Origin of the sequence: Streptomyces sp. cf386, from assembly GCF_900103585.1 — a bacterium.
In the GTDB taxonomy this organism is placed as follows: Bacteria; Actinomycetota; Actinomycetes; order Streptomycetales; family Streptomycetaceae; genus Streptomyces.
The window spans coordinates 66,102-83,756 of the sequence record NZ_FNHV01000023.1; the positions used below are offsets into that span (position 1 = coordinate 66,102).

At 70.5% G+C, this 17,655-nt stretch carries 15 protein-coding genes and 1 other RNA gene; 12 read left to right on the forward strand and 4 right to left on the reverse strand.

Going from position 1 to position 17,655, the window contains the following annotated elements:
- Positions 1-95: 95 nt before the first annotated feature.
- The 3 genes from BLU79_RS39705 to BLU79_RS39715 all read left to right on the forward strand — a co-directional run bounded on the left by BLU79_RS39705 (position 96) and on the right by BLU79_RS39715 (position 3,649).
- Positions 96-1,337, forward strand: coding sequence for a serine/threonine-protein kinase (locus BLU79_RS39705; protein WP_093910898.1), 1,242 nt, complete (start codon positions 96-98; stop codon positions 1,335-1,337).
- Between the two features lie 292 nt (positions 1,338-1,629).
- Entirely contained in the window at positions 1,630-2,733 is a 1,104-nt protein-coding gene (gene prfB / locus BLU79_RS39710) for a peptide chain release factor 2 (RefSeq protein WP_093910899.1), read from the forward strand.
- Between the two features lie 292 nt (positions 2,734-3,025).
- Complete coding sequence (locus BLU79_RS39715) at positions 3,026-3,649, forward strand: hypothetical protein (RefSeq protein ID WP_093910900.1); 624 nt, start codon at positions 3,026-3,028, stop codon at positions 3,647-3,649.
- A gap of 108 nt (positions 3,650-3,757) precedes the next feature.
- Here the strand turns inward: BLU79_RS39715 and BLU79_RS39720 are convergent, their stop codons facing one another.
- The gene (locus BLU79_RS39720) at positions 3,758-3,949 is read right to left on the reverse strand and encodes a hypothetical protein (RefSeq protein ID WP_093910901.1); all 192 of its coding nucleotides are present in this window, start codon (positions 3,947-3,949) and stop codon (positions 3,758-3,760) included.
- Positions 3,950-4,276: 327 nt separating this feature from the next.
- Here BLU79_RS39720 and ftsE point away from each other — a divergent pair, with 327 nt between their 5' ends.
- The 7 genes from ftsE to BLU79_RS39755 all read left to right on the forward strand — a co-directional run bounded on the left by ftsE (position 4,277) and on the right by BLU79_RS39755 (position 10,423).
- On the forward strand, positions 4,277-4,966 hold the full coding sequence (ftsE, locus tag BLU79_RS39725; protein ID WP_031478235.1) for a cell division ATP-binding protein FtsE: 690 nt from the start codon (positions 4,277-4,279) through the stop codon (positions 4,964-4,966).
- 34 nt (positions 4,967-5,000) lie between these two features.
- Positions 5,001-5,918, forward strand: a complete 918-nt coding sequence (gene ftsX / locus BLU79_RS39730; RefSeq protein WP_093910902.1) for a permease-like cell division protein FtsX — start codon at positions 5,001-5,003, stop codon at positions 5,916-5,918.
- A 67-nt stretch (positions 5,919-5,985) separates the two neighbouring features.
- On the forward strand, positions 5,986-7,152 hold the full coding sequence (locus BLU79_RS39735; RefSeq protein ID WP_093910903.1) for a S41 family peptidase: 1,167 nt from the start codon (positions 5,986-5,988) through the stop codon (positions 7,150-7,152).
- Positions 7,153-7,221: 69 nt separating this feature from the next.
- Positions 7,222-7,764, forward strand: a complete 543-nt coding sequence (gene smpB / locus BLU79_RS39740; protein WP_093910904.1) for an SsrA-binding protein SmpB — start codon at positions 7,222-7,224, stop codon at positions 7,762-7,764.
- Positions 7,765-7,854: 90 nt separating this feature from the next.
- Positions 7,855-8,223, forward strand: a transfer-messenger RNA (tmRNA) gene (gene ssrA, locus BLU79_RS39745).
- Between the two features lie 117 nt (positions 8,224-8,340).
- Positions 8,341-9,318: a DUF4232 domain-containing protein gene (locus tag BLU79_RS39750; protein ID WP_093910905.1), complete on the forward strand. Its 978-nt coding sequence runs from the start codon at positions 8,341-8,343 to the stop codon at positions 9,316-9,318.
- Positions 9,319-9,424: 106 nt separating this feature from the next.
- A complete protein-coding gene (locus BLU79_RS39755; protein ID WP_093910906.1) occupies positions 9,425-10,423 on the forward strand; it encodes an extracellular catalytic domain type 1 short-chain-length polyhydroxyalkanoate depolymerase in 999 nt (332 codons plus the stop codon).
- A 9-nt stretch (positions 10,424-10,432) separates the two neighbouring features.
- Here the strand turns inward: BLU79_RS39755 and BLU79_RS39760 are convergent, their stop codons facing one another.
- Together BLU79_RS39760 and yicI are read right to left on the reverse strand one after the other, a co-directional pair.
- Positions 10,433-11,443: a LacI family DNA-binding transcriptional regulator gene (locus BLU79_RS39760; protein ID WP_093910907.1), complete on the reverse strand. Its 1,011-nt coding sequence runs from the start codon at positions 11,441-11,443 to the stop codon at positions 10,433-10,435.
- The gene (gene yicI / locus BLU79_RS39765; RefSeq protein WP_093910908.1) at positions 11,443-13,695 is read right to left on the reverse strand and encodes an alpha-xylosidase; all 2,253 of its coding nucleotides are present in this window, start codon (positions 13,693-13,695) and stop codon (positions 11,443-11,445) included. Before yicI ends, BLU79_RS39760 begins: the two co-directional genes overlap by 1 nt.
- 174 nt (positions 13,696-13,869) lie before the next feature.
- Here yicI and BLU79_RS39770 point away from each other — a divergent pair, with 174 nt between their 5' ends.
- On the forward strand, positions 13,870-15,240 hold the full coding sequence (locus BLU79_RS39770) for a cytochrome P450 (protein WP_093910909.1): 1,371 nt from the start codon (positions 13,870-13,872) through the stop codon (positions 15,238-15,240).
- On the opposite strand, the gene BLU79_RS39775 is transcribed toward BLU79_RS39770, so the two are convergent.
- On the reverse strand, positions 15,237-16,583 hold the full coding sequence (locus tag BLU79_RS39775) for an MFS transporter (protein ID WP_256333633.1): 1,347 nt from the start codon (positions 16,581-16,583) through the stop codon (positions 15,237-15,239). The two genes, BLU79_RS39770 and BLU79_RS39775, sit on opposite strands and share 4 nt — an antisense overlap.
- A gap of 83 nt (positions 16,584-16,666) precedes the next feature.
- On the opposite strand from BLU79_RS39775, the gene BLU79_RS39780 reads away from it, so the two are divergent.
- Entirely contained in the window at positions 16,667-17,638 is a 972-nt protein-coding gene (locus BLU79_RS39780; RefSeq protein ID WP_093910910.1) for a LysR family transcriptional regulator, read from the forward strand.
- Positions 17,639-17,655 lie beyond the last annotated feature (17 nt).

Below are 17,655 nucleotides of genomic sequence, written 5' to 3' on the forward strand. Positions count from 1 at the left end.
TTGTCGACACCTGGCGGGTGATTTCCGCCTCTGCAGTGAAGGTTGGCTCTTCGGGCGCGTAGTTTTAGCGACTACACGCGTCGGTAGGAGCAGTCTTGGCACGGAAGATCGGCAGCCGGTACACCGCCAACCAGATCCTGGGGCGGGGCAGCGCCGGCACGGTGTGGCTGGGTGAGGGGCCCGAGGGGCCCGTCGCCATCAAGCTGCTGCGTGAGGATCTCGCGTCCGACCAGGAGCTCGTCGGACGCTTCGTGCAGGAGCGGACGGCGCTGCTCGGTCTGGAGCACCCGAACGTGGTCTCCGTACGCGACCTCGTCGTCGACGGCAACGACCTCGCGCTGGTCATGGACCTGGTCCGGGGCACGGACGTGCGCACCAGGCTCGACCGCGACCGGCGGCTCGCGCCCGAGGCGGCGGTGGCGATCGTCGCGGACATCGCGGACGGGCTGGCGGCGGCGCATGCGGCCGGGGTCGTGCACCGGGACGTGAAGCCGGAGAACGTCCTGCTGGACATGCAGGGCCCGCTCGGGCCGGGCGGCTCCCACCCCGCCCTGCTGACGGACTTCGGTGTGGCGAAACTCATCGACTCACCGCGCCGCACCCGCGCGACGAAGATCATCGGTACGCCGGACTACCTGGCGCCGGAGATCGTGGAGGGCCTGCCTCCTCGGGCGGCGGTCGACATCTACGCGCTCGCCACGGTCCTGTACGAGCTGCTGGCGGGCTTCACCCCCTTCGGCGGCGGCCACCCCGGCGCGGTCCTCCGCCGCCACGTCACCGAGACGGTGGCTCCTCTGCCCGGCATCCCCGACGAGCTGTGGCAGCTCATCGTGCAGTGCCTGGCGAAGGCGCCGGCCTCGCGGTTGCGGGCGTCGGAGCTGGGGGCGCGGTTGCGGGAGCTGCTGCCGATGCTGGCCGGGATGCCGCCGCTGGACGTGGACGAGCCGGACGCGGAGCCCGCGGAGGAGGAGACTCCGGTCGCGGAGGAGGCGGTGCCGGCGGGGGAGCGGGTACGGCGGCGGGGTGCGGTGCCCCTGGTGCCGGGCGCCAAGCCGGCCGACTCCAACCGTGACACCCATACGTCGATGAGGGTGCCGGGGCCGGACGAGCTGGCGGGCGGTGCGCGCGGCACGGCACGCGTCCCGCGGGCGGCGGGTGCCCCCCGGCCGGGCTCGGCCCGCCATCGGGCGGCGACTCGGCGACGCCGGGTGGCGCTCGGCGCGGCGGCGGTGGCGTTGGTGGCGGCGGCGGGCGTGGGCACGTGGCTGGCCACCGCTGAGGACGACGCCGGCGCGACACCCCAGGACTCGAACAACTCGGCCCCGGCGACCCCGTAGCCTCCTCGCCCCCGCCGCCCCTACCCGTCCCATCCTCCAGGGGCTCTGCCCCGTCGACCCCGGCCTTTCTGGGGGCCGCCGCCCCCAGACCCCCGCTATCGGCCCTGAACGGGCCTCGTCCGCAAACGCCGGACGGGCTGAATGACACGGACCGGCGTTGAGAGGAGACGGCTGCTTACGGGTGGGTGGGGGCCTAGGGACGGGAGTGGGCAAATGCCCCGGTAACGCCGAAGACCTCGTCAGCCCACGGCACCCGGAGCTCCCCGCTTGGCGGAGCCGTTACGCTGGAGGCGTGGCAGTCGTCGATGTATCCGAAGAGCTCAAGTCCCTCTCCTCGACCATGGAGTCGATCGAGGCCGTTCTGGACCTCGACAAGCTGAGGGCAGACATCGCCGTGCTCGAGGAGCAGGCGGCCGCGCCGTCCCTGTGGGACAACCCGGACGAGGCGCAGAAGATCACCAGCAAGCTGTCCCACCTCCAGGCGGAGGTGAGGAAGGCCGAGGCCCTGCGTTCGCGGATCGACGATCTCGCCGTGCTGTTCGAGATGGCCGAGGAGGAGGACGACCCGGACACCCGTGCCGAGGCCGAGTCCGAGCTCTCCGCCGTCCGCAAGGCACTGGACGAGATGGAAGTGCGGACGCTGCTCAGCGGGGAGTACGACGCCCGTGAGGCGCTCGTCAACATCCGCGCCGAGGCCGGCGGCGTGGACGCCGCGGACTTCGCCGAGAAGCTGCAGCGGATGTACCTGCGCTGGGCGGAGCAGAAGGGCTACAAGACCGAGGTCTACGAGACGTCGTACGCGGAAGAGGCCGGCATCAAGTCGACCACCTTCGCCGTGCAGGTGCCGTACGCCTACGGCACCCTCTCGGTCGAGCAGGGCACCCACCGGCTCGTGCGCATCTCGCCCTTCGACAACCAGGGGCGCCGGCAGACCTCCTTCGCGGGCGTCGAGATCCTTCCCGTGGTCGAGCAGACCGACCACATCGAGATCGACGAGTCCGAGCTGCGGGTGGATGTCTACCGGTCCTCCGGGCCCGGTGGTCAGGGTGTCAACACCACCGACTCCGCGGTGCGCCTCACCCACCTCCCCACCGGCATCGTCGTCTCCTGTCAGAACGAGCGGTCCCAGATCCAGAACAAGGCCACCGCGATGAACGTCCTCCAGGCCAAGCTGCTGGAGCGCCAGCGCCAGGAGGAGCGGGCCAGGATGGACGCCCTCAAGGACGGCGGCAGCTCCTGGGGCAACCAGATGCGGTCCTACGTGCTGCACCCGTACCAAATGGTCAAGGACCTGCGGACCGAGTTCGAGGTCGGCAACCCCGAGGCCGTGTTCAACGGCGAGATCGACGGGTTCCTCGAAGCCGGAATTCGCTGGCGCAAGCAGCAAGAGAAGTAACTTTGTCGACAAGGCAACTGCCGCCACCTCGGCGGCAGTTGCCTTTTCTGTGCCTGCATGTCTGGGTTTTACATCACACTCACAGGCTCCAACCCTCCCCATAGCTCCCGTTATTGGACATGGCGGCCGCAAACGGCCTTGACGAGTCCTTGAAAAATGGGAAGGGTAAAGCGTGGCATGCGTGTCTCTGGGGCGCATGTGAACCGGGGGGCTCAAGTTCAGCTACCTCCGTCGATCACAAGTCCCTGGCGCCCGCCTCATTGACGATTCAGCTACTGGGGGTAGCAACCACATGACGAAGAAGACGCGGATCCGTATCGCGCGGCTCGCAGCCGGCGCCGTGATCGCGGCCGGTGCCTCGCTGACCGCTGCGGGTGCCGCATCTGCCGCGGAGACGGAGGGCGACGGCTGCCTGCTCGGCATCTGCCTCGGGGACAACGAGGACCCGACCGACCCGCCGGTTCCCACCGACCCGCCGACGGACATCCCCACGGACATCCCGACCGACGTGCCGACGGACATCCCGACGGACCCGACGGTGGACCCGACCGAGCCGACCGAGCCGACGGACCCCACCGACGACCCGACCACCGACCCGACCGACCCGGGTGACGGCAACAACGGTGGCGGCAACGACGACGGCAACAACGGCAACAATGGTGGCGGCAACAACACCAACCCCGACGGTGGCACCTCCCCGCAGCAGGAGGGCTCCTCGGGCCTCGCCGACACCGGCACGGAGAACACCGGCACGGGCACCAGCACGACCGCCCAGGGCGGCGGCGACGAGCTCGCCGAGACCGGTGCGGCTCAGACCACGTTCCTGCTGGTCGGCGCTGCCACGATGATCGCCGGCGGTGTCGGCTTCCGCATCCTCCCGCGCCTCGTGGGCGGCCGCGGCGGTGCGGCTGCCTGACGGTAGCCGTTGATACACGCCGTGTGACGTAGGTCGTACGGCCGAGGGGCCCGAAGCGCGCTGCGCTCCGGGCCCCTCGCCATGTCCGTGTGCGGTGGGTGCGCCGCCCTACGCCGTCTGGTGCGCCAGCAGCGCGACCGCCGCGATCAGCACCGCCAGCAGGGCGATCAATGTCATCGGGTTCAGGCCCGCGAAGGGGCTCTCCTGCTGCAGCCGCTCACGGTTCGCCCGGCAGACGGGGCAGCGGCCCTCACTCACGGGCGCGGCACAGTTCGCGCACACCAGCCGGTCGTACGTCATGCGCCACCCTCCTCAGCGTGTTCCCTCCGGGGGTTCAACGGGCTCGGCCTCGAGAACGTTCCCCTCCTCTACTGTGCCAGGTTCCTGCGGAAGCTGCGCCGGGTCGCTCCCAGAGGGGTGGCTGAGGGGGTTTCGCGGCTGCGGCGCCGTTGGGGTTGCTCGCGCAGTTCCCCGCGCCCCTTTCAGGGGCGCTGTCCCGCCGGCCCTCAAGAGCGCAACCGGAACAAAAGTGCACAAGGCTTACGCAACCCGTCCTGGCGACTGCGCCTCGCCCTCCGGTTCGCGTATGGTCACGCACATCTACCCCCGGCGACCCGTGGTGCATCCGTGATCCGATTCGACAATGTCTCCAAGGTCTACCCCAAGCAGACCCGCCCCGCACTCAGGGATGTGTCCCTGGAAGTGGAGAAGGGCGAGTTCGTGTTCCTCGTGGGGTCCTCCGGCTCCGGAAAGTCCACCTTCCTGCGGCTGATCCTCCGCGAGGAGCGGTGCAGCCACGGGCAGGTGCACGTCCTGGGCAAGGACCTCGCGCGCGTCTCCAACTGGAAGGTGCCGCAGATCCGGCGCCAGCTGGGGACGGTGTTCCAGGACTTCCGGCTGCTGCCGAACAAGACGGTCGCGGAGAACGTGGCCTTCGCGCAGGAGGTCATCGGCAAGTCGCGCGGCGAGATCCGCAAGTCCGTGCCCCAGGTGCTCGACCTCGTCGGGCTGGGCGGCAAGGAGGACCGGATGCCGGGTGAGCTCTCCGGTGGTGAGCAGCAGCGCGTCGCCATCGCGCGGGCCTTCGTCAACCGGCCCAAGCTGCTCATCTGCGACGAGCCCACCGGCAACCTCGACCCGCAGACCTCCGTCGGCATCATGAAGCTGCTCGACCGGATCAACCGGACGGGCACCACCGTGGTGATGGCCACGCACGACCAGAACATCGTGGACCAGATGCGCAAGCGCGTCATCGAGCTGGAGCAGGGCCGCCTCGTCCGCGACCAGGCACGCGGCGTCTACGGCTACCAGCACTGACCGCACCGTCCACGGAAAGGCTCAACCAGACGCCATGCGCGCCCAGTTCGTACTGTCCGAGATCGGTGTCGGTCTCCGCCGCAATCTGACGATGACGTTCGCCGTCGTCGTCTCCGTCGCCCTGTCGCTCGCCCTGTTCGGCGGGTCGCTCCTGATGAGCGACCAGGTCACCACCATGAAGGGCTACTGGTACGACAAGGTCAACGTCTCCGTCTTCCTCTGCAACAAGAGTGACGCCGAGTCCGACCCCAACTGCGCCAAGGGCGCGGTCACCCAGGACCAGAAGAAGGAGATCCTCGCCGACCTGGGCAAGATGTCGGTCGTCGAGAAGACGACGTACGAGTCCCAGGACCAGGCGTACAAGCACTACAAGGAGCAGTTCGGCGACTCCCCGCTGGCCGCCTCCCTCACGCCGGACCAGATGCAGGAGTCGTACCGGATCAAGCTGAAGGACCCGGAGAAGTACCAGGTCATCGCCACCGCCTTCAACGGGCGAGACGGCGTGCAGTCCGTGCAGGACCAGAAGGGCATCCTGGACAACCTCTTCAAGCTGCTCAACGGTATGAACTGGGCGGCACGCGCGGTGATGGCGTTGATGCTGGTCGTCGCGCTGATGCTGATCGTCAACACCGTGCGCGTGTCCGCGTTCAGCCGGCGGCGTGAGACCGGGATCATGCGCCTGGTCGGTGCCTCGGGCTTCTACATCCAGGCGCCGTTCATCATGGAGGCCGCGGTCGCCGGGCTCATCGGCGGGACGGTCGCCTGCGCGTTCCTGGTGATCGCGCGGTACTTCCTCATCGACCACGGACTGGCCCTGGCGGACCAGCTGACCCTGGTCAACTTCATCGGCTGGGACGCCGTCCTGACCAAGCTCCCGCTCATCCTCGCGACAAGCCTGCTGATGCCGGCGTTGGCGGCGTTCTTCGCGCTGCGCAAGTACCTGAAGGTGTGACCAACGCCAAGGGGGCCGTACGGGCAACGGACCGTACGGCCCCTTGCGTTGTCCTAGACTCACCGGCATGTCAGGTCGTGACCTGTTCTGTCAGCCCCGCCGCTTCGGCCGCGGGGCCGCCCTGACATTGGTCTTCGCGAGCGTGCTCGTCGCCGGTGCCGCGACCGGCTCGCTGCCCGGCCCCGACCGGAAGTCCCCGGACGGCGCAACCCGCTCGGACACCTCCGCGGTCCGGCACGAGGACATCGCCGAGGTGGCCGCCGAGGCCATGGCCGCCGGCGAGTCCCCCGTGGAGGCCGCCGAGCGCGCGGTCAGCCGCAGCGGGGACCGTTGGGGCGCCGTCTACTCCGAGGGCGAGTACGAGGAGTTCGAGGAGGCCCTCGACGGCGAGTACACCGGCGTCGGGCTCTGGGCGCGGCGCGAGCGGGACGGCCGTATCGAGGTGACCAAGGTGCGCGCGGGGTCGCCCGCGGCCACCGCCGGGATCCGCGCGGGCGACCGGCTGCGCAGCGTAGACGGCGCCAAGGTCGACGGGCGTCCGGTCACCGAGGTCGTCTCGTTACTGAGGGGTGACGCGAAGGACGCGCCCGCCGGCACGGCCGTGACGGTGGGGCTGGAGCGCGGCACGCGCGCGTGGGACCTCACTCTGCGCCGGGCCGTGCTGTCCACCGACTCGGTCACCGTTCGAGAACTCGCCGGCGGCATCACCGTCATCCGGATCGCCTCCTTCACCAAGGGCTCCGGCGACGCGGTCCGCTCCGCCGTACGGCAGTCCCCGGCCGCCGCCGGCATCGTCCTCGACCTGCGGGGCAACTCCGGCGGCCTGGTCACCGAGGCCGTCACCGCCGCCTCCGCCTTCCTCGACGGCGGCCTCGTCGCGACGTACGACGTCGACGGCGACCAGCGCGCCCTGCACGCCGAACCCGGCGGCGACACCACCCGACCCCTGGTCACGGTCGTCGACGGCGGCACGATGAGCGCGGCCGAGCTGCTCACCGGTGCGCTCCAGGACCGCGGTCGCGCGGTCGTCGTGGGCACCCGCACCTTCGGCAAGGGCTCGGTCCAGATGCCGAGCCGCCTCCCCGACGGCTCCGTCGCCGAGCTGACCGTCGGCCACTACCGCACCCCCTCCGGACGGGCCGTCGACGGCGAGGGGATCACGCCCGACCTGGAGGCCGACCGGGGCGTCCTGGAGCGGGCCGCGACGGTCCTCAGCGGCCTCGGCGACTCGTAGCGCCTCGTAAATGGGCTTTCCGCGCACCCCCTCCGTAGTGCGAAAATGGACGGCACTATGAGCAAGGGAATGTACGTACCGAAGGAGTCCCAGCCCAAGCAGGGCGGGGCGGCCGCGAAGTCCAGGGACGGCGAGAAGGGCGGCAAGCGCAAGATCGTCGCCCAGAACAAGAAGGCCCGGCACGACTACGCGATCATCGACACCTATGAGGCCGGCCTGGTGCTCATGGGCACCGAGGTCAAGTCGCTGCGCGAGGGGCGGACGTCGCTGACCGACGGCTTCGTCCAGATCGACGGGGGCGAGGCGTGGCTGCACAACGCCCACATCCCCGAGTACCACCAGGGCAGCTGGACCAACCACTCCGCGCGCCGCAAGCGCAAGCTCCTCCTGCACCGCGAGGAGATCGACAAGCTGGAGGCCAAGGCCCAGGAGACGGGGCACACGATCGTGCCCCTCGCCCTGTACTTCAAGGACGGCCGGGCGAAGGCCGAGATCGCTCTCGCGCGAGGCAAGAAGGAGTACGACAAGCGTCAGACCCTGCGGGAGAAGCAGGACCGGCGGGAGTCGGACCGGGCGATCGCGGCGGCGAAGCGGCGCCAGCGGGAGGCGTAGCCCGGAGGAATACGGTGGCATCCGCGGGCGTTGGTCACGTACGATGGCATCGCGCCCCAACGCAGGGTGCACGCATTGAAAACAAAACATGGGGATGATCGGTTTCGACAGCGGCTGTTGAAGCAGGGGAAGCGTGTCGAGGAAGCGGCAATGATCTCGTAAACCATATGTCGCAAAAAATAATCGCCAATACCAAGCGCGATTCCTTCGCCCTCGCTGCCTAAGTAGCGACTTGCGAAGTGTCAGCCCGGGGGTGTTCCCGACCCGGATCCTGGCATCAGCTAGGGAACTAAACCTTGATCCCGGTCACGGGGTGAAGAGGGAAATCTAACAGTGACTGGGCTCGTCGGCGACTTGTTCGCGTGATCGCCGGGGCCGAGAAAATCGCAGCGAACTGCACACGGAGAAGCCCTGATTTTGCACCGTTGGACGCGGGTTCGATTCCCGCCATCTCCACGATCGGGAGGTTTCCGAACCTCCCTAACCCATGTGGGCAAAGGCCCCGCCGCCTTCGGGCAGCGGGGCCTTTGTCATGCCGGATGACGGCCGACGGGGGGACGGTGATCTACTGGGCGGATGCCTACCGCCTTCCGTACGGTCCCCAGCGTCCTCGCCGGTTTAGTCCTGCTCGCCGCGTGCGGTGCGGAGCGTGACTCGGAGTCCCCGGCCGGTGCCGGGGTGCCGTGTCCGTCGGACTTCGCTCGGGGCGGCCAGGCCTCCGGTGCGCCGACTCCGCTTCCCCTGCCTTCGCTCGACGGTCCGGGCGAGGGCGGCGTGAAGGTCACCGGCCTGTACGCCTGGGGCCCGGAGAGTGGCTGTGGGACCGACTTCTCCGCCGAGTTCGAGGTCACCAACCAGGGGAAAGAGGCGGCCACCTACACCGTCACCGTCGGCTTCCGCTCGGCGTCCGGAGGCAGCGTCGACAACGCGGAGCAGATCGTCACGTCGGTCGGGCCGGGGCGGACCGTCAAGAAGACCGTCGCCATGGGGGAGTCGCTCGGGCCGGACGCCGATGTGACGGGCGTGGAAGTGGTCAAGGTGCGCAGCGTCCCCGCCGACGAGGCGTCGACCGCCTCGGGGACCTGCCCCGCGTCCGGGCTGCACGTCTACGCGGACCAGGGCGACGCCGCCATGGGCCTGCGTGTCGTCGGGCTGCATCTCGTCAACTGCGGGACCCGGCCGTACGAACTCAACGGCTACCCGGAACTCGAAATCCTCGACGAGGACCACGACAAGGCCGACGGTGTGCGGATCCTCGACGGGACCGATCGGATCAGCACCGGCGTCGGAGGCGAGGGCAGCCCGCAGCGCGTCGTGCTGCGGCCGGGCGAGGCCGCGCGGACCACGCTGGCCTGGCGGAACACCACCGAATTCGGCGATCCGGTGAATGCGCCGTACGTCCGTGTGCGGGCGAAGGCGGGCGCGAGCCCCGTGATGGTGGTGCCGGAACTGGACCTCGGGACGACGGGGAAGCTCGGCGTCGGGCCGTGGCAGAAGGACGAGACGTACCAGGGTGCCCGCCCGGGCACGCAGCGGCCGACGCCGACGCCGTAGGGCTCTTTTCCACGCCCTCCCGCGCTTCCCCTCACATGGCGGACGTGCCCGATGTGTTGTCCGACCCCATATCGACGGGTCGTTCACGCTTCTACGGTCCCTCCTCATGACACAGACCAGAGCCGCAAGCCGTCATATCCCTGTCCGTTCAGCTCTCCTGGCGACCTTGCTGGTCGCCCTGATCGCCGCCTTCCTCACACCGGGCCCAGCCGCGGCGGCCTCGCTTCAGGAAGTCACCGGGTTCGGGTCGAACCCGGGTGCGCTGCGGATGTTCCGGTACGTCCCCGACGGGCTGCCCGCCGGCCGGCCCGTGGTCGTCGCGCTGCACGGCTGCACGCAGAACGCGTCCGGCTACGGCACCGGCAGCGGCTGGACCGAACTGGCCGACCGCTGGGGCTTCTCCGTGGTGCTGCCGCAGCAGCAGACCGCCAACAACGCCTCGTCCTGCTTCAACTGGTTCCAGAGCGGCGACATCGCGCGTGGCCAGGGCGAGGCCGCGTCCGTCGCGCAGATGGTCGACCGGCAGCTCGCCGACGTCTCCGGTGAGGCGTCGCGCGTGTATGCCACCGGGCTGTCCGCCGGGGGCGGGATGACCGCCGTGATGATGGCGGCGTACCCGGAGAAGTTCGCCGCCGGCGGGATCGTCGCCGGGCTGCCGTACGGATGCGCGCAGGCCGCCGGGTCGCCGTACGTGTGCATGTACGTCGGCGCCACGCAGACAGCGAAGCAGTGGGGCGACCGGGTGCGAGCCGCCCGCCCCGGCTACACCGGACCCTGGCCCACGCTCACCGTCTTCCAGGGCAGCGCCGACTACACCGTCAAGCCCGTCAACATGACCGACCTGATGAAGCAGTGGACCGATGTGCAGGGGGCCGACCAGACCGCCGACGTCAGTGACACCGTGGCCGGCTACCCGCACCAGGTCTTCCGTGACCCGGCCGGGAAGGCGGTGGCGGAGACGTACAGCATCACGGGCATGGGGCACGGGCAGCCCGTCGACCCCGGCAGCGGCACCGAGCAGTGCGGGACCGCCGGGGCCTACATCCTCGATGTGAACCTGTGTGCCGCCTACCGCCTGGGGCTGACCTGGGGGCTCGCGGGCTGAACTCCCGTGTCACGCAAGGGCCCGCCGCGCCGTACTCGCCCGTTCCGTCATCCTCGGCGGCAGCAGCGTCGCCTCCGGTGCGTCCTTGCCGTCCAGCTTGCGCATCAGCAGTTCCACGGCCCGCGTGCCCACCTCGGTGGACGGCAGGGCGATCGAGGTGACCGGTAGGCGCAGTGACTCGGCGAGTTCGTCGGGGCAGATCGCGGTGATCGACAGGTCGGCGGGCACGCGCAGGCCCAGCTGTTCGAAGGCGTCGATCAGCGGCTCCAGGATCGCCTCGTTGTGGACGACCACTCCCGTCAACGCGGGCTGTTCGCAGAGCAGTTGCTCGGCGACCGCGCGGGCAGCCGCCGGGGACGCCTCGCAGGGGTGCACCGCGGACGACAGGCGGCCCCGGTCCGCGGCGGCCGTGAAGCCCTGGACGACCCGCTGGGCGAAGGCCGTCTGCCGTACGTACACCTCCGGCGGAGAGCCCACCAGCGCCACCGCCCGGTGTCCGAGCCGCGCCAGATGCTCCACGCAGGCCTCGCCCGCCGCCTTGAAGTCGAGGTCGACGCAGGTCAGTCCGTCGGAGTCGGCGGGGAAGCCGATCAGCACGGACGGGCGGTCCAGGTCCCGTAACAGCGGCAGCCGGGGATCGTGCAGCTGGACGTCCATCACGATCAGGGCGTCCACCAGCGCCGTGTCCGCGACCCGCCGCAGCCCCTCCTCGCCCTCCTCCTGGGTGAGCAGCAGTACGTCATGGTCGTACCGTCGCGCCGTCGTCACCACCGACACCGCGAACCGCATCACCACCGGCACATTGATCCCGGCCCGTAACGGCACCACCAGCGCCAGCACGTTCGACCGCCGGCCGGCCAGTGCGCGGGCGCCGGCGTGCGGGCGGTAGCCGAGCAGGCGGACGGCCTCCTCGACGCGGCGCCGGGTCTCCTCGGAGATCGGACGCTTGCCGCTCAGCGCGTAGGACACCGTGCTGGCGGAGACTCCGGCATGCCGGGCCACGTCAGTGATCTTCACCATCAGGCCGTCTCCACCGTCAGGAACCCGGCCCCCGCCCGGGCCCGTGCCTCGCGCTCCCCGGCGGCCAGAGCCCAGGGCGCGGAGGGGTCGCTGCAGGAGGCCCGCAGCGTGTCGCCCTCCCGTACGACCGTGAAGGCCACCTCCCCGACCCGCACCGTCACCTGCGCGCCCCGCTCCAGCCCGAACGCCCGCAGGGTGACCCCGTCGGCATGGTCGTAGTCGGGCCGGTCGTCCACCGCGCCCACCGGGATCACCGCACCCGGCCGCACCAGCAGCGGCACGCTGTCGAAGCCGTGCTTCTCGCGCACCCAGCGCGGCCCGGTCACCGTCTCCCCGCCGAGGTAGTGGGTCCAGGTGCCCTCGGGGACGTAGTACGCCACGTCGCCCTCGTCGCTGAAGACGGGCGCCACCAGCAGGTCAGGGCCGAGCATGTACTGCCGCTCCAGATGCGCGCACCCGGGATCGTCCGGGAACTCCAGCACCATCGCCCGCATCATCGGCACGCCCTCGGTGTGGGCGGTGCGGGCGACCTCGTAGAGATAGGGCATGAGCCGCAGCTTCAGACGGGTGAACTTCCGTGCCACGTCCACGGACTCCTCGTCGAAATGCCAGGGGACGCGGTACGACGAGCTGCCGTGCAGCCGGCTGTGCGAGGACAGCAGGCCGAACGCCAGCCACCGCTTGAACAGCGCGGGTGTGGGGGTGCCCTCGAAGCCGCCGATGTCGTGGCTCCAGTAGCCGAAGCCGGAGAGGCCCAGCGACAGGCCTCCGCGCAGGGACTCCGCCATCGACTCGTACGTCGCCTCGCAGTCGCCGCCCCAGTGCACCGGGAACTGCTGGCTCCCGGCCGTCGCCGAGCGGGCGAAGACCACCGCCTCCTCCTCGCCCCGGTGCTTGCGCAGCACGTCGAAGACGGTGCGGTTGTAGAGGTAGGTGTAGTAGTTGTGCATCCGCTCCGGGTCGGAGCCGTCGGACCAGGCCACGTCGAGGGGCACCCGCTCGCCGAAGTCGGTCTTGAAGCAGTCGACGCCCTGCGTGAGGAGCGCCTCCAGCTTGCCGGCGTACCAGTCGCGGGCGGCCGGGGAGGTGAAGTCGACCAGCGCCATGCCCGGCTGCCACAGATCCCACTGCCAGACACTGCCGTCCGGCCGCCTCAGCAGGTGCCCGAGCGCCTTGCCCTCCGCGAACAGGGGCGAGCGCTGGGCTATGTACGGGTTGATCCAGACGCAGACCCGCAGGTCCTTCGCCTTCAGCCGGGCCAGCATGCCCTCCGGGTCGGGGAACACCCTGGGGTCCCACTGGAAGTCGCACCAGTTGAACTCCCGCATCCAGAAGCAGTCGAAGTGGAAGACGGACAGGGGGAGTTCGCGCTCTCTCATGCCGTCCACGAAGGAGGTGACCGTCTCCTCGTCGTACGACGTCGTGAACGACGTCGACAGCCACAGGCCGAACGACCAGGCGGGTGGCAGCGCCGGGCGGCCGGTCAGGGCCGTGTACTTGCGGAGGATGTCCTTCGGGGTCGGGCCGTGGATGACGTAGTACGTCAGCTCCTGGGCCTCCGCGCTGAACTGCACCCGGGACACGACCTCCGAGGCGACCTCGAAGGAGACCTTGCCCGGGGTGTCGACGAAGACGCCGTAGCCCGCGTCGGTCAGGAAGAACGGCACGTTCTTGTAGGCCTGCTCGCTGCATGTGCCGCCGTCGGCCTGCCAGATGTCGACGACCTGCCCGTTCTTGACCAGCGGCCCGAAGCGCTCACCGAGGCCGTAGACGGAGGTGCCGACGCGCAGGACCAGCTGTTCCCGCAGGTAGTGCGCCCCGGTCGCGTCCCGCATGATGCCCATGCTCTTGGGGCCGCTGGAGGTGAGCGTGCGGCCGCCGGCGAGGAACTCGACGTGCCAGGGGCCGGTGCGGGCGACCCGGACCGACAGCGCGCCGGAGGTCAGGGTCGCGTGCTCGTCGTCGTACGAGATCTGCGGGGCGGTCTCCTCCGACTCGGCGACCTCGAACCGGGGGCCGCGCGGCTGCTCGCCCGCGAAGTGGGTGAGGGTGAGGCCGATGACGTCGGGCATCGGTGTGTGGGCGTTGATCGTCATGACCGGTCCCGTCATCAGGTCGCCGCGCGAGCGGATGGGCCGGGTCGGCGCGTGGATCTCCAGCGCGCCGTCCGACTCGGTGACGTCGAGGACTTCGGCGGGGTGGGCCGCGGTGACGCCCTCGCGCAGCAGCCAGTAGCCGTCGGTGAACTTCATGTGGGGGTCCTTAACTCGACTGCGACTGCGACTGCGACTGCGTCCACGGAGATGCCCCGCTGCGATTCGTCGAATCGTTTCGACGGATGGCGTCGAAGCGCTTCGATTACTCGTTTGTCGAAGGTATGTGTGGGCTGAGGGTGCGTCAATGGCTCGTGCGGGAATGGGGGAGCCATGACGATGACGACGACCGCCCCGGCGCCGATCGTGGCGGGGCACCCCCTGCTCGGCTCCATGATCGACCTGCTGAACGACCCCCTCGCCGCCTATCTGCGGGCACGCCGCGACCATGGCGACGTGGTGCGTTTCCGGGCAGGGCCGCCGGGGCTGCGGTCCGACGTCTACGCGGTGTTCTCCGCCGAGGGTGCACAGCAGGTACTGGCGACGCGGGCAGCCAACTTCCGCAAGGACAACGTCTTCTACGAGGAACTGCGCCAGTCGGTCGGCAACGGGCTGCTCACCAGCCAGGACGACGCGTACCTGCGCCAGCGCAGGCTCGTGCAGCCGCTGTTCACCCGGCGCCGGGTGAACGGTTACGCGCAGCAGGTCGCCGAGGAGGCGGTCGCGCTGGCCGCCGGGTGGCGGGAGGTGCCGGGCGGGACCGTGGAACTGGTGGGTGAGATGCACCGGTTCGCGCTGCACGTCGTCGGCCGGATCCTGTTCGGCACGGATGTGGGCAAGGCGTTCGAGGTGATCGAGCGCACCCTGCCGCCGCTCCAGGAGTACTCGCTCAAGCGAGGCTTCTCGCCGATCAAGGCACCCCGCACCTGGCCCACCCCCGCCAACCGCCGCGCCACACGCCTCCAGGCGGAGCTGTACGCGCTGTGTGACGGCATCATCGACAACCGCCGCGACCGGCACGACCGCGACGACCTGGTCACCCTCCTCGTGCACGCCGAGAACGCCGAGGACGGCAGCCTCGACGCCGACGAACTCCGTGAACAGGTGCTGATCTTCCTGCTGGCCGGCCATGAGACGACCGCCACCGCGCTGGCCTTCGCTCTGCATCTCCTCGCCCGGCATCCCGAGGAACAGCGGCGCGTGCGGGACGAGGTGGACCGGGTGCTCGGCGGTCCCGGCGGACGGGCGCCCACGGCCGAGGACATGGAGGCGTTGCCGTATCTGACGATGGTGCTGAAGGAGGCGATGCGGCTGTATCCCTCGGCGCCCGTGATCGGCCGTCGCTCGGTCGCCGACGCGGAGGTGGACGGCGTACGGATCCCGGCCGGGGCCGACCTCCTGGTCAGCCCCTGGGTCACCCAGCGCCACCCCGGCTACTGGCCGGACCCGGACCGCTTCGACCCCACCCGTTTCACGCCGGAGGCGGAGGCGGGGCGTCCACGCTACGCATGGTTCCCCTTCGGGGGCGGGCCGCGTGCCTGCATAGGTCAGCACCTGTCGATGCTGGAGTCGGTGCTCGGGCTGGCGGTGCTGTTGCGGGAGTTCGAGTTCGAGGATGCGGAGGCGGGGGAGGTGCCGGTCGGGGCGGGGATCACGCTGATGGCGAAGGGGCCGGCGCGGGCGCGGATCGCTCCGCGGGGCTAGGCGGTCGGAGGCGAGTGCCGCGATGTGTCGTTGTTTGTCCGCTGCGCCGTTGTGGCTGGTCGCGCCCACGCGGCGGAGCCGCACATTGATTCAGCCCGTGCCCCTGAGGGCGTTGCTGCCAGGGCGATGAGTAGTGCGGCCGCTGCCGCCGTGACCGGGACGCCGTATGCCGTCGTCGGGGACAGGTGCTCCACCACCCAGCCGCCGACCGCGCCGCCGCACGCGATACCGCCCAGCAGCGCGGTCACCGCGAGGGTCATGCCCTCGTTCAGGCGGCCGTCGGGGGTGCGCTGCTGGACCAGGGCCATGTTGGTGATCATGGTCGGCGCGGTGGCCATGCCGGAGACCAGCAGGGCGACGGACAGCAGCAGGAGCGAACCGGCGACGGACGCGGCGAGCAGAGGCAGCGTCAGCAGGGCGGTCATCGCCGCTATGCACCAGGCGTAGCGGCGCTCGGCGGGACCGGACAGCCTGAGCCGGCCGAACCACAGGCCCGCCGCACAGGACCCGGCCGCCTGGAGCGCGAGCACCGCACCCGCCGCCGTGCGGTGGCCCTCCGCGTCCGCGAACGCGATCGTGACGACCTCCGTCGAGCCGAACACCGCGCCCATGGCCAGGCAGACGGCCAGCAGCGGCGGCATGCCGGGGGCGCGGAACGGCGACGGCACCGATATGCCGGCCGTACGGCCTTGAGGTGGCGGCTCGGTCGACCGCTGGGCGGTGAAGACCAGCACGCCGGTCACCAGGAGCACCACGGCGACCAGCGTCCCCGCCTCCGGGAAGAACGTCCCGCACAGGAAGGCCGCCAGCACCGGGCCCAGCATGAAGCACAGTTCGTCGGCGGCCTGCTCGAAGGAGTTCGCGGTGTGCAGGGACTCGGCGTCGCCCTTCAGCAGATGGGCCCAGCGGGCGCGGGACATACCGCCGGTGTTGGGGATGGTCGCGGTGGCGGCGTACGCGGCGAAGAGGGTCCAGGCGGGGGCGTCGTGGCGTACGCACAGCACCAGCGCGAGTTCACCCAGCGCCGCGAGGAGCGTGGCGGGCACCGCGATCCGCGCCTGGCCGTACCGGTCGACGAGCCGCGCGGTCCAGGGGGCGACCAGCGCGGTCGCCGCGAGGCCGGTCGCCGTGACGGCGCCGGCGAGGGCGTACGACCCCCGCGTCCCGGCGATCATCACGACCGCGCTCACGCTGAACATGCCCATGGGCAGCCGGGCGACGAGGTTCCCGACGGTGAAGGCGCGGACACCGGGGCGGGCGAAGAGCCGGCGGTACGGGCCGGGATTCGCGGTCTTCGGTGTCTTCAGGGTCTTTGGGGCATTCTCGTACGGCTGTTGCGGCATGACTCCACCGTCGCCCGCGGTGGATCAAGGGGTCCAACACCTGCTCGGCACGGATTCACGCACCCGCGTTGTAAGTTCGCCGCATGTCCGCTCCCGCTCATCTCGACCCCCGCCTCCTGCGCGCCTTCCTCGCCGTGGCCCAGGAGCTGCACTTCACGCGGGCCGCGGCCCGGCTGTACGTCGCCCAGCAGGCGCTCAGCCGGGACGTACGGCGGCTGGAGCGGGAGCTGGGCACCGAGCTGTTCGTGCGGACGACCCGGCAGGTCACGCTGACGGCCGACGGCGAGCGGCTGGTGCCGCACGCCCGCCGTGCCCTCCAGGCCCAGGACGACCTGCTCGCCGCCTTCGGCCAGGCCCGGCCCCTGCTGGTGGACCTGAACTCGCCGGGCATGGCCACCGGGCACAAGGTCCTGCGGCGGGCCCGCGAACTCGCCCCCGAGCACGAACTGATGGCCCGCTACGAGAGCGGTCTGACGGGTGCCGCGGGCGAGCTGGTAGCGGGGCGGCTGGACGCCTCCTTCGGGCGGTTCGCCGGGCTGGACCCGGCGCTGCGGGCGGGCCTCGACCATCAGCCGGTGCGCTGTGAGCCCATGGCGATCCTGCTGCCCGAGGACCATCCGCTGGCCGAACTGGAACGGGTGCCGCTGGCAGCGCTGGCCGGCGAGACCGTGTACGCCGGTGCCGGCAACCCCCGCACGCCGGAGTGGACCGACCTCGCGCACCGGCTGTTCGACGGACGGGGCATCGAGGTCGCCGCGCCCGCGCCGCTCGCCGTCGGCGCCGAGGAGTTCCAGCGGATCATGGCCAAGATGCGGACCCCCGTCCTGGCCGTCATCGAATTTCCGGCCATGCCCGGGGCGGTGAAGCGCCCCTTGATCGACCCCGTGCCCCTGTCACCCGTGTCACTGGTATGGCGAAAGGGCCTGGTGCACCCCGCATTCGACGCCCTTCGACGGGCGGCGGCGCAGATCGCGGCCGAGGAGGGGTGGCTGCGGCGCCCCGCCGGGGGATGGATTCCAGCCATCGATTTGGACACGATGAACGTCCACAACTGACACTCGGCAAACACAAA